Here is an 11,780-nt window from a genome sequence, read left to right as displayed (position 1 = left end):
GCATCCGTTGGATGCCGCGCCTTTCCCAGCGTCTGAACGCCGGTTTCGCCTAGAAAACGGTCAGGCCCCTCGCGCGGAATTGCTCCCGCACGCGCTCCTGCAGATCGTTGTCGGGGGGCGTCACCCCGTGCAGCGGGTACGGGATCTCGAGCCGGTCCCACTTGTCCTCGCCCATCTGGTGGAACGGGAGCACTTCGACGCGCTCGACGTTCGGCCAGCGGGAAATGATTTCCGCGACGGCGTCGACGTTGTCGACGGCATCGGTCAGTCCGGGGACGAGCACGAAGCGGGCCCAGACGGGGATTCCCTTTTCCGCGAGGCGATCGCCGAAATCGAGTGTCGGCTGGAGCTCACGCCCGGTGACCTCTTTGTACGTGTCGTGAAGACCGGACTTGACGTCCAGAAGCACGAGGTCGAGGTTGTCGAGCAGCGTCTCTGACGCGCTCTTCCCGAGGAACCCCGAGGTGTCCAGGGTGGTGTGGATGCCGAGCTTGTGGCATTCCTCGAAGATGCGCTCCACGAAGGCCGGCTGCATGAGCGGCTCACCGCCGGAGATGGTGAGGCCTCCCCCGGTTGCGTCGAAGACGCCCTTGTAGCGCTTGAGGCGCGTGACCAGGTCGTCGAGGGTGGTGATCAACCCGTCGCGCATCTTCCAGGTGTCCGGGTTGTGGCAGTACTGGCAACGCAACAGGCACCCGGACAGGAACAGGGTCATCCGCGTTCCGGGACCGTCCACGGCCGTGACGAGTTCCCAGGAATGGACGCTCGCCACCGAGCCGTTGTGAATCGCGGCCATCTCGAGGTGATGGAGTTCGGCAAGTTCAGCTTGTTCGGTGCTGGGAGTCTTGCCGTCCTCCAGCGCGACGAGTGCGATGGCGGGGCCGACGCTGGGTAGGCCGAGGTTTATTGCGGGCATTGTCTCGTCCTACTCAGCGTCGCCGCCATCTGTTATCGGTGGATATTAGTGCTGGTGAATCTTCGGTGCTGGTGAATCCTTAGCGCTGGTGAATCCTTAGCGCTGGTGGAACGTACGGCTGATGACGTCCATCTGCTGTTCGCGCGTGAGGCGCACGAAGTTGACCGCGTAGCCGGAGACGCGAATCGTCAGCTGCGGGTAGTTCTCCGGGTGCAGCATGGCGTCTTCAAGGGTTTCCTTGTTGAGCACGTTGACGTTGATGTGGTAGCCGGTGGCTTCCGTGTACGCGTCAATGAGTCCGACGAGGCTCGTGATCTGCTCGTCCTTGGTGTGACCGAGGCCACTGGGGACGACCGTGTTCGTGAGCGAGATGCCGTCCTGCGCCTGGCTGAACGGCAGCTTGGCGACGCTGAGCGCCGACGCGAGCATGCCGTGCGTGTCGCGGCCGTTCATCGGGTTTGCACCCGGAGCGAACGGCTCACCCTTGCGACGGCCATCGGGCGTGTTGCCGGTTGCCTTGCCGTAGACCACGTTGGACGTGATCGTCAGGATCGACTGGGTGTGGATCGCGTTGCGGTAGGTCGGGTGCTTGCGGATCATGTTCATGAAGCGTTCCATGACGTCGATCGCAATGGAGTCGACCTTGTCGTCGTCGTTACCGAACTTGGGGAATTCGCCCTCGATCGTGTAGTCGATGACGAGTCCGTTGTCGTCGCGGACCGGACGCACCTTGGCGTACTTGATCGCGGACAGGGAGTCGGCGACAACGCTCAGGCCGGCGATGCCACAGGCCATCGTGCGAACGATTTCCTTGTCGTGGAGAGCCATTTCGAGACGCTCGTACGCGTACTTGTCGTGCATGTAGTGGATGCAGTTCAGCGCGGTGACGTAGGTCTCGGCAAGCCACTCGAGCGTGACGAGGTAGTTCGCGAAGACGGTGTCATAGTCGAGGATCGTGTCCAGGTTCGGCGCGGTCGCCGGGGCGACCTGCTTGCCGGAAACCTCGTCCTTGCCGCCGTTGATCGAGTAGAGCAGCGCCTTGACGGCGTTGACGCGAGCACCGAAGAACTGCATCTGCTTGCCGACGCGCATCGGGGAGACGCAGCAGGCGATCGCAGCGTCGTCACCGAGCTCGGCGCGGATGAGGTCGTCGGACTCGTACTGGATCGCCGACGTGTCGATGGAGACCTGGGCGCAGAAGCGCTTGAATCCATCGGGAAGGCCGTCGTTCCAGAGAACGGTGAGGTTCGGCTCCGGTGCTGCGCCGATGTTGTACAACGTCTGGAGGAAACGGAACGCCGTCTTGGTGACGAGCGGGCGACCGTCTTCGCCGATGCCGCCGAGGGACTCGGTGACCCAGGTCGGGTCGCCGGCGAAGATCTCGTCGTATTCCGGGGTACGCAGGAAGCGCACGATGCGGAGCTTGATGACGAGGTCGTCGATGAGCTCCTGGGCGCCCTCTTCGGTGATGGTGCCGTCGGCGAGGTCGCGCTCGATGTACGCGTCGAGGAAGGCCGAGTTACGGCCGAACGACATTGCAGCGCCGTTCTGTTCCTTGACGGCACCGAGGTACGCGAAGTACAGCCACTGGACGGCTTCCTGGGCGGTCTGGGCCGGCTTGGAGATGTCGGAGCCGTAGGACGCGGCCATCTGGACGAGTTCCTTGAGGGCCCGGATCTGCTCCGAGTTTTCCTCGCGGGCGCGGATGATGTCCTCGGTCGAGGGCTCCATGTCGAGCTCGGCGCGGTCGTTCTTCTTGCCGGCGATCAGTGCGTCGACGCCGTAGAGGGCGACACGACGGTAGTCGCCGATGATACGGCCACGGCCGTAGGCATCCGGAAGACCGGTGATCAGGTGGCTGTTGCGGGCACGACGCACACCGGGAGGGTAGACGTCGAACACGGCGGTGTTGTGGGTCTTGCGGTAGTCGGTGAAGATCTTCTCGAGTTCGGGAGAGACGGGGTAGCCGTAGGTCTCGAGGGAGTTGACGACCATGCGCCATCCACCGAACGGCATGATCGCGCGCTTGAGCGGCGCATCCGTCTGGAGGCCGACGATGACTTCATTGTCCTTGTCGATGTAGCCCGGCTTGTGGGCTGTAATGGAGGACGGCGTGAAGGCGTCGATGTCGTAGACGCCCTTACGACGTTCCTCGGGGAACATCGCGGACAACTTGGCCCAGACTCCCGTGGTGCGGGCAGTCGGCCCGGCCAGGAAGGACGCGTCGCCGATATACGGCGTGTAATTGCGCTGAATGAAATCGCGAAGGTTAATCGAATCCTGCCACGGCCCGGAAACGAATTCCGCCTTGCCGTGCTGCATCGAAGTGTCGCCGCTGAGGACGCCCTCTGTAATTGTCATGTGGACTACTCTCCTCGTGGGATTGAGCTTTCCCGCCGCGGAAGATCCCGCGCTCGGGGTAGTGAGCGGGGGGACACGAGGCGCCAGACGTGCACCGATGCACCGTGGTCCGCTCTCTTTTTCCAACACTACTCCCCGGCAAGGGCCGGTCGGGGGGTTCTTCCGCCGCGTCTCTCGCCCGCGCGTTTAAAAGGACTCGCCTAGCACAGCCAAACCCCGGTAATCCACTGCGGGGAGTGACGATCCTGAGAATTCTCAAACCTGGCGGCTAGAGCTTCTTTCCGGGGTTCAGCAGGCTGGCGGGGTCGAAAGCGAGCTTGACGCGGCGCTGCAGCTCCCGCACGGCGAGGCCGAGTTCGTCGTCGAGGTGCGCCTGCTTGAGCAGGCCGATCCCGTGTTCCCCCGACGCGGACCCACCCAGCGTGACGGCGAGCTGGATCACCCGTTTGAACGCGCGGTGGGCGGCATCGACCTCCGCGGGCAGGTCGGGGTTGAAGCCGATCACCGGGTGCAGGTTCCCGTCGCCGAGGTGCCCTCCGGTGCTGATCGGAATCAAGAGTTCGCTGGAAATCTCCTGAAGGCCGGAGAGGAGCGCCTGCAGCTGCGACCGCGGAACGGTCACGTCCTCGTTGAGGCTCGCACCGCGCGCGGCCTGCAGGGCCGGCTGGAGGAGGCGTCTCGCGCTCATCAGCTGGTCGAGGTGCGCGGCGTCGTGCGCGATGACGATCTCGCCCGCTCCCCCGGCCTCGAGGATGCGCGCGTATTCTGCGACGTCGTCGTCGGCCTGCCCCGCGGCATCCGACTGCACGAGGAGAAGTGCTGCAGCACCCTCCGGGAGCGTGGACGCGGGGTCGAAGGCGTTGATCGCGGTGATGCAGGATCCGTCGAGGAATTCGAGCACGCTCGGACGCCGGTTGTTCGTGACGATCAGTGCGGCGGCGGCGAGGGCCTCCGCGGTGGTCGAGAACGTCGCGGACACGCCGGAGGCCGGGGCAGGGGCAGGCAGCAGCCCGACCGTGATCTCGGTGATGATCCCGAGGGTGCCCTCCGACCCGACGAGGAGCGCCGTCAGGTTGTACCCGGCGACACCCTTGATGGTGCGCTGCCCCGTGTGCACGATGGAGCCGTCCGCGAGGACGACCGTGAGGCGGCGCACGAAGTTACCCGTCACGCCGTATTTGACGCACAGCATCCCGCCGGCGTTGGTGGCCACGTTGCCGCCGATCGTCGAGCCCTTCCACGAGCCGGGGTCCGGCGGGTAGAAGAGGCCGGCGGTCGCGGCGGCCCTGGCCAGGGCGTATGTGCGCACGCCGGCCTCGACCGTCGCGGTCTGGTCTGCCTTGTCGACGGAGACGATCCGGTTCATCCGGGTGAGGTTCACGACAATGGCTCCGGTGATCGCGTTCGCACCGCCGGCGAGTCCGGTGCGGGCACCCTGCGGCACGAGCGCAATGCCGTTGGCCGCTGCGAGGGTGACGACCGCCGCAACCTCGGCGGTGCTTTTGGGGAACACGACGGCGAGGGGCTCCCCCGCAGCGGTGCCGTCCGACTGGTCCGTGAGATACGCATCGGTCGCCTGTCCGGTCACGAGCTGCACGGGCGGCAGTATCGTGGCGAGTTCGTCGAGGATCGTCTGCGGGGAAAGCGTTTCAGTCACGGGGGCCTCTGGGTCAGAGTGGACGAGCCGGCACCGGGCGAAAGGCCTGCGGCCCGGCGGTGGGTGTGCCTCAATCGGGGCGTTTGCCCAGTATATGAGGCGGTATATTCCGCAGCCGACTTGTAGTTATTGATGTATCTATGGCTAGGCTGGGGGTATGCCGACCGAATCAGCCTCCCTCATGCCGGCCGGGGCCTCCGCCGTCGAGCGGGCATACACGCACGTCGCGGACCTGATCATCTCGGGGTCCCTCCCTGCGAGCTCCTTCCTGACCGAGGGGGAGATCGCCGGAGCCCTCTCACTCAGCCGCACACCGGTGCGCGAAGCCTTCCTCGCGCTCGAGGCCCGCGGGCTGATCCGGCTCTTCCCGAAGAAGGGCGCCGTCGTCACCGCGCTCGACGAGGCGGAGACCGCCGAGTTGCTCCAGGTGCGCATCATGCTCGAGACGACCGCCGTCCGGCTCCTGGGCGAACGCGAGGGCGGGACAGGCGGGGTGGACACCGACCTCGCCGCCCTGATCGAGATCCAGGCGGATGCCGCTGCGAGCGGTGACCTGCTCACCTTCGCCAGGGCAGACCACCGCTTCCACTCCCGGATCGTGGACGAGAACCGCAACCGGGTGATCGACGGTTTCTACGCCCAGCTCGGCCCGAGGCTCGAACGCCTCACCCACCGGGTCGCTTCCCGGGACCCCCGCAACCTCGAACGCCTTCTCGCCGAGCACCGCACCCTGGCCGGTCACGTGTCCAGCGGAGACACCGCAGCGTACGACCGTGCCCTCCGCGAACATGTCGAGGCCGGGCATTTCTCCACCAGGGTCGCCTGACCGCCACGGTCCCCTGACCACCACCACCGTCCATCCCCGATCGCGTTCCGAAAGTCCGATGATTCCCCGTACCATTCCCGCCTGGCTCCGCGCAGCACCCGCCATCTTCGTCATGGCCTGGGGCGGCAACCACTTCACCCCGCTGCTGCACATGTACGAGGCGCTCGGCCACTACACGACCGTGATGGCGGATGTCTTCCTCGGGGCGTACGTCGTCGGCCTGATTCCCGGGCTCCTCCTCGCCGGGGCGCTCTCGGACCGGTATGGACGCAAGCCCCTCGCGATCGCGGGCGTGATCACGGGACTCGTGGCCAGCATCCTTCTCGGTTTCGGTTTCTCGAGCACGGTCATGCTGTGCCTCGGCCGCTTCCTGGCCGGGCTGAGCGTCGGCGTTGCGATGTCGGTCGGAACGGCGTGGCTCAAGGAACTCTCCGCCGCGCCGTTCGACAAGCGCGCTGACACGGTGGCAGGCGCCCGGCGCCCGGCACTGACCCTCACCCTCGGCTTCGGACTCGGTGCCGGCGTCGCCGGCGCACTCGCCCAGTGGGGCCCGATGCCGACGCTCGCCCCCTACCTCGTCCACATCGTGCTGAGCCTTGCCGTACTGCCCCTGCTCGTCACGACGCCGGAGACCGTGCCGCGCTACCGCGCGCACCGCCCGTTCTGGCGTGACCTTGCGGTTCCTCTCGCCGGGCATCGCCGCTTCCTGCGCGTCATCGCGCCCTCAGCGCCCTGGGTCTTCGGCGCGGCCGGGATCGCGTACGCGATCATGCCGAAGCTCGTCGACACCCAGCTCGGCGAGTTCAACCTCGCATACGCGACCCTGCTCACGGTCGTCACCCTCGGTACGGGGGCCCTGGTCCAGCCGCAGGTCGCCCGGATCAACACACGCACCAACGGGCGAGCGCTCGTCGTCGGCATGGGCATGATGCTCGTCGGCATCCTGCTCTCCATCTGCGCCGCGGCGACCCTGTCCCCGATCGTCGCCCTCGTCACGGCGATCGTGCTCGGCGCCGCGTACGGCGTGTGCGTCGTCGCGGGCCTCGTCGAGGTGCAGCGCATCTCCACCCCTGCCGACCTCGCCGGCATCACGGGCGTGTACTACAGCCTCACCTACCTCGGGTTCCTGCTGCCGGTCCTCTTCGCGGCGCTCAACGCCGTCGCGAGCTACACCCTGCTGATGTCCCTGCTCGGTGTCGTCTGCGCGGCGTCCCTCGCCGTCGTGGCCTGGGGCATCCGCCGCGTCTAGCCCCGCCCGGGTAAAGGGGCGCTGAGGTACGGCGTGAGGACGGCGCGCAGGTAGCGCGTCCCGCCGGTGGAATCTGTAGTGGAATCCGAAGGCCCTCCGGTGTCCGCCCCGTCGAGCTCCTCGAAGGCGAACCAGGACTCGGCGAGGATCCAGAGCGCCCGCACGAGGTCATCGAGCTCCCGATCGCCGAGCGGGCGGATCTCGCCGTGTTCACGCCAGCCCCTGGCGATCTCGCTGAACCTGACGAGGCGCCGGGCGCGCACGAGCCGGTAGTGTTCGGCGAGCACCGGGTCCGCGTGCAGCAGGCCGAAGAGGTCGCGGGCCAGGAACGCGTACTGCCGCGTCAGCGCGACACCGGCACCGAGGCGGTCGAGTACCTGCTCGGGGTCCAGGCGTTCAGGCCCGTCCCCTCCCCCGGCAGCGGATGCCTCCCAGAGAGATTCGTAGGCCGTCACGCGCTGGGCATGCAGCTCGCGCACGATCTCGTCCTTGCCGCCGAACCAGTAGTACAGGTTGCCCGGGCTGATTCCGGCGGCCGCCGCGATCGCGTTGGTGGTCACGGCGGCGGTGCCGCGTTCGTTGAAGAGGCCGAGGGCGACGAAGAGGATCCTGGCCCTGGTCTCCCCCGCCGTCACCGTGGTCGGGACCCGGCTCACGAAAGCACGACTTCCCGCGCGGGGCGTCGAGGGCTCGGCAGGGCCGAGCCGGTCGGATGTCCGATCCGGAAGGTCATGATCGCGTGGCGGCCGGCGGGCAGGAGCGCGGCCAGCGCGTCGCCGAAGTCCGGGTTGAGGCCCGTCGAGCGTTCCCTGTCGATCCGTTCCGGAAGCTGGCAGAGCGGTTGGGCGCTCACCCCGTCGACCGTCATGCTCAGGTGCAGGCGCTGCCAGGCCCTGCCGACGGCGAGACGCTCGCCGGTGTCGAGCGGGTCGCGCACGACGAGCGCTCCGAAGGCCGCGGCCGTGGGGACCTGGCTGTCCCTGGTGCCGGCGAGCCAGCCCGCGTTGTTCTGGGCCGTCGAAACGGGAATGACCTTCGAAACGGCCCTGATGAATTCCGACTGCCCGGACGGGTCGATCGTGATGCCGTCTTTCTTCGACTGGATCTCGTGCCAGTCGGTGCGGTACCAGGCGGCGTCGTCCGCCACCTGTTGCGGGTCTGCGATGATCGCCTCGGTCGCGCGGACGGTCAGGGCACCGAACGCATTCTTCTCCGCGGGGTCCGAGAACCAGACGAGTTCGGCGACGGTCTCGTCGATGAGTCCGCTGAGCCGTGCCAGCTCCGCGGCGCTCACGGGCCGCGTGAGGTCATAGGAGTTGCGGTCGGTGTGTCGGGATGCGATCGCGGTGAACAGCGGTGAGACGGATGCCTCCGCCGCCTGAAGGTCGATCCGTGCGACGTGTGTGGGGTCCGCGGGGTCCGGCAGCAGGGTGACGGCGGCCTTCTTCCCGTTCGCGGGTGCCGCGACGACGATGTTCTCGATCGCGCACCCGAGCGAGACGTCCATCTCCCGGAGCAGCGGGTCCATCGTCCCGAGGTTCCTGGTCGTGTCAGCGAAGACGTCGATCCGGTTGTCGGCGACCCTGAACTGCCAGGGCTGGGCGTTGTGCGCGTTCGCGGCGAGCACGGCGGCCCGAACGAGGCCGAGGGCGTCATGCGCCTCCGGGCCGGCCTGCGCCCATGCGGCGAATGCCTCGCCTGTCCCGCTCGCGAACACGCCACCGTCGACCGCGCGCCAGGTGAGGCCTGCGGCGCCGGCGATCGCGATCGTCCCCAGGCCGATGCCGGCGACCTTGAGGAACGAACGCCGGGTCGACGTCCGCCCCTTGTTGTCGTACCGGCCTTTCGGCTCGTTCCGGTCGTTCCTGGGTGTCCTGTCGGGCGTCATACTCCCATTAGAGTCTTTACTCTAATGTTTGTCGAGCCCGGCGGTCATCAGGCGAGCCCGGCAGTCAGGCGAGTTCGGTGAGTCGTCCGGCCTTGATGTGCAGGCGGCGCTGGGCGCGCCTGGCGACGGCACTGTCGTGCGTGACCACGATCAGGGTGAGGCCCTGTGCCCGCCAGAGCCCCTCGAGCAGGTCCATGATCTCGTCCCTGGTCTCCTCGTCGAGGTTGCCGGTCGGCTCGTCGGCGAGGAGCACGGTCGGGTCCTTGACGAGTGCCCTCGCGATCGCGACCCGCTGTTGCTGGCCGCCCGAGAGTTCGGCGGGAAGGTGGCCGAGGCGGTCCCCGAGGCCGACGGCCTCGAGGGCGGCCGCCGAGCGCTCCCGGCGCGCGGCGTTCGTCCCGCCGAGCGGCGCGAGCGCCGTCTCGACATTCTCCTGGGCGGTCAGCGTCGGGATCAGGTTGAAGCCCTGGAACACGAAGCCGATCTCGGTGGCGCGGATGCGACCGAGCTGGGAGTCCCCGAGGCTCGACAGGTTCGAACTGCCGAGGTGCTCCGTCTCGAGCACCACGGATCCGGAACTCGGGCGGTCAAGTGCCCCGAGCATCTGCAGGAGGGTCGACTTGCCGCCACCGGTCGGCCCCTGGATCGCGACCATCTGGCCATCGGGGATCGAAACGGTGACGTCCTGCAGCGCGGTCACCGAGCGCTTGCCCTGGTCATACTTTTTGGTGACATTCGTCAGCTGGTACATGGTCTGGTTCCTTTTGGAAGCTGAAAGTGAGAATCGGAGCGAATCGAATCGGGTGACGCAGGCAGTGCTACGCGATGCTGCGCAGGGCTTCCGCCGGCCGGAGCCGGGAGGCTCGCCACCCCCCGATCACTCCGGCGAGCAGGCCGCCGAGAACGGCGAGTCCGACCGCGATCAGGATCACGGATACCGTGACGGGCGCCGTCAGGACGATGTTCGACTGGGTGGCCGCCTGGGTTGCGGCACCGAATCCGCCACCGCCAGGGCCGAAGCCTGCGCCTCCCGCACCTCCCGCGCCGCCGGCGGCCCCGGCCCCGCGGCCCACCGCCTGCACGGCCGTCGAGGCCCCTGCGGTCAACGTCGGGGCGATGATGTTGATCACGAGGATCCCGGCGAGCCCGACGGCGATCCCGACGACGCCGCCGATCAGGCCCTGCACGAGCGATTCGCCGCCGACCTGGCGCACGATCCGGCCGTTGGACCACCCGATCGCCTTGAGCGTTCCGAACTCACGGGTGCGCCGGGTGACCCCGGAGATCGTGAAGAGGATCGCGATCAGGAACGCCGCTGCGAGGACGATCAGGGAGAGCCACAACCCGAGGTTGGAGACGAGGCTCGATGCGCTCGCGAGCGACCCGGATACGCTCGACGCGAGGTCCGCCTGGGTCTTGACGGTCGCTGCGGGCAGTGCGGTCCTGATGTCCGCCTGGACCTGGTTGATGTCCGTCGACGACGCCGCCTGCACGTAGATGTTGGAGACCTGGCTCGGCAGGGCCGCGAGGGACTGGGCGACGTCGAGCGGAATGTAGACATTGGCCGCGGTCGCGCTGTCCGAGGTCGCCGCGGAGACCAGCCCGACGATGCTGAAGTCGGTGCCCGCGATAGCGACGGTGCCGCCGACGGCGAGGGAGGCGGTCGTCGCGTAGCTCGCGTCGAGGACGGCGACGTTCGCACCGGCATCCGTGCTCGCGAGCGAGCGCCCGGCTGTGAGCGTCACGGCGGAGAGCGGGCCGACGGCTGCGTCGGCCGGGTTCAGCCCGAGCACGGTGAAGGAGTCGACGCTGAACGAGCTGCCGCCCGCACCGTCGGGGCCACCCGTCGGCGGCGTCTCAGCGCTCTGGCCTGACGGAGCGCCCTGGCCGGTCGATGGCCGGGTGGCGCCCTGGCTGCGGGTCGGGAGGGCGCCGCTGAAGGTGGAGTTGCTCAGCAGGAGCGTCGCAGCGGCCGCACTGACGTTCGGAACCGCGCGCACCGAGTCGAGACCGGTCGAGGCGAAGGTCTCCGTCCCGCGTTCAGCCGTGAGCCTGCTGCGGCTGATCGTCGTGGTTCCGTCCGCTGCGGCACCGTCCGCCGAACCGAAGTCGAAGCGTTGGGGCGCGCCGTTTCCGGTGCCCGGCGTCGCGGCGGCAGCAGGGGCCTGGCTCACGGTGATGTCGGTGCCGACGCCGTACACGGACTCGAGAACGGATGCCTGGGCGAGCTGGACTCCGCTCGACACCGAGTTGACGATGATGACCAGCGCGATGGCGAGGGCCATGCCGATCGCGACGATGGCGGTCTGCTTGCGACGGCCCGCGAGTTCCCGACGCAGGTAGGTATAGAACATGAGTCTCCGGTTCCGGGGACTCTCCGTGGGGCCCACCGGGATCGAAGTTATGGATCAGGGCTTTCCGGACGCTATCACTTTCCTGTGAATACGCCGTCAAATGACAGTTCTGCCCCATGAACATCGGCTGGGCACTGGTGTTTCCAAGCTGATCAGGATGTCTGCGGGCCACACTCTGCCGCTGGCGTACGCTGGCGGCATGACTGGGAATGGCCTCGGATCCGCAGTGCCCGAAGATGTGAGCTCCTGGGCCGCCCGCCAGCGCTGGTTCGCGGACACGGGCCGCCCGGTGGCGCTGGCGCGCGTGGGCGGCTGGTCGCTGCCCTCCGGCGAGCCGGGGGTGCTGATCCGCACCGACTGCGTCGTCGACGCCGGCGACCCTCGCCGGACGGTCTACCAGCTTCCCGTGACCGAGCGGGAGGTGGCTCTCCCTGGCGGCGAGGCGGCCCTCATCACGACCCTTACCGGAGCGGACGGGCGGCGAAAGTTCGTCTATGACGCTCCGGCGGATCCGGCCTATGCGCGGGCG

10 protein-coding genes are annotated in these 11,780 nt (G+C 67.8%); 3 read left to right on the top strand and 7 right to left on the bottom strand.

The window, feature by feature from the left end; translation table 11 throughout:
• Nucleotides 1-49 precede the first annotated feature (49 nt).
• From pflA to QN357_RS14480, 3 genes are all read right to left on the bottom strand, one after another.
• Nucleotides 50-916 carry a pyruvate formate-lyase-activating protein gene (gene pflA, locus QN357_RS14490; RefSeq protein WP_134448868.1) on the bottom strand — a complete coding sequence of 289 codons (867 nt, stop codon included), beginning with the start codon at nucleotides 914-916 and terminating at the stop codon, nucleotides 50-52.
• A 96-nt stretch (nucleotides 917-1,012) separates the two neighbouring features.
• Nucleotides 1,013-3,277 carry a formate C-acetyltransferase gene (pflB, locus tag QN357_RS14485; RefSeq protein ID WP_134448867.1) on the bottom strand — a complete coding sequence of 755 codons (2,265 nt, stop codon included), beginning with the start codon at nucleotides 3,275-3,277 and terminating at the stop codon, nucleotides 1,013-1,015.
• A gap of 268 nt (nucleotides 3,278-3,545) precedes the next feature.
• Nucleotides 3,546-4,934: an FAD-binding oxidoreductase gene (locus QN357_RS14480; protein WP_134561294.1), complete on the bottom strand. Its 1,389-nt coding sequence runs from the start codon at nucleotides 4,932-4,934 to the stop codon at nucleotides 3,546-3,548.
• Nucleotides 4,935-5,091: 157 nt separating this feature from the next.
• Here QN357_RS14480 and QN357_RS14475 point away from each other — a divergent pair, with 157 nt between their 5' ends.
• Entirely contained in the window at nucleotides 5,092-5,760 is a 669-nt protein-coding gene (locus QN357_RS14475; protein ID WP_322140761.1) for a GntR family transcriptional regulator, read from the top strand.
• 58 nt (nucleotides 5,761-5,818) lie between these two features.
• On the top strand, nucleotides 5,819-7,009 hold the full coding sequence (locus QN357_RS14470) for an MFS transporter (RefSeq protein ID WP_134448864.1): 1,191 nt from the start codon (nucleotides 5,819-5,821) through the stop codon (nucleotides 7,007-7,009).
• Here the strand turns inward: QN357_RS14470 and QN357_RS14465 are convergent.
• The 4 genes from QN357_RS14465 to QN357_RS14450 all read right to left on the bottom strand — a co-directional run bounded on the left by QN357_RS14465 (nucleotide 7,006) and on the right by QN357_RS14450 (nucleotide 11,251).
• Nucleotides 7,006-7,665, bottom strand: a complete 660-nt coding sequence (locus tag QN357_RS14465) for a TetR/AcrR family transcriptional regulator (protein WP_322136038.1) — start codon at nucleotides 7,663-7,665, stop codon at nucleotides 7,006-7,008. The genes QN357_RS14470 and QN357_RS14465 overlap by 4 nt on opposite strands.
• Complete coding sequence (locus QN357_RS14460; RefSeq protein ID WP_323505095.1) at nucleotides 7,662-8,897, bottom strand: Acg family FMN-binding oxidoreductase; 1,236 nt, start codon at nucleotides 8,895-8,897, stop codon at nucleotides 7,662-7,664. Before QN357_RS14460 ends, QN357_RS14465 begins: the two co-directional genes overlap by 4 nt.
• A 64-nt stretch (nucleotides 8,898-8,961) precedes the next feature.
• Nucleotides 8,962-9,648 carry an ABC transporter ATP-binding protein gene (locus QN357_RS14455; protein ID WP_134448862.1) on the bottom strand — a complete coding sequence of 229 codons (687 nt, stop codon included), beginning with the start codon at nucleotides 9,646-9,648 and terminating at the stop codon, nucleotides 8,962-8,964.
• A gap of 67 nt (nucleotides 9,649-9,715) precedes the next feature.
• The gene (locus QN357_RS14450; protein WP_323505094.1) at nucleotides 9,716-11,251 is read right to left on the bottom strand and encodes an ABC transporter permease; all 1,536 of its coding nucleotides are present in this window, start codon (nucleotides 11,249-11,251) and stop codon (nucleotides 9,716-9,718) included.
• A gap of 199 nt (nucleotides 11,252-11,450) precedes the next feature.
• Here QN357_RS14450 and QN357_RS14445 point away from each other — a divergent pair.
• On the top strand, nucleotides 11,451-11,780 hold a 330-nt coding region (locus tag QN357_RS14445), incomplete at its 3' end, for a maltokinase N-terminal cap-like domain-containing protein (protein WP_416347620.1).

This window comes from Cryobacterium sp. RTC2.1, assembly GCF_035018685.1.
Lineage (GTDB): Bacteria > Actinomycetota > Actinomycetes > Actinomycetales > Microbacteriaceae > Cryobacterium > Cryobacterium glucosi.
This window is presented reverse-complemented; position numbering and strand designations above follow the sequence as displayed.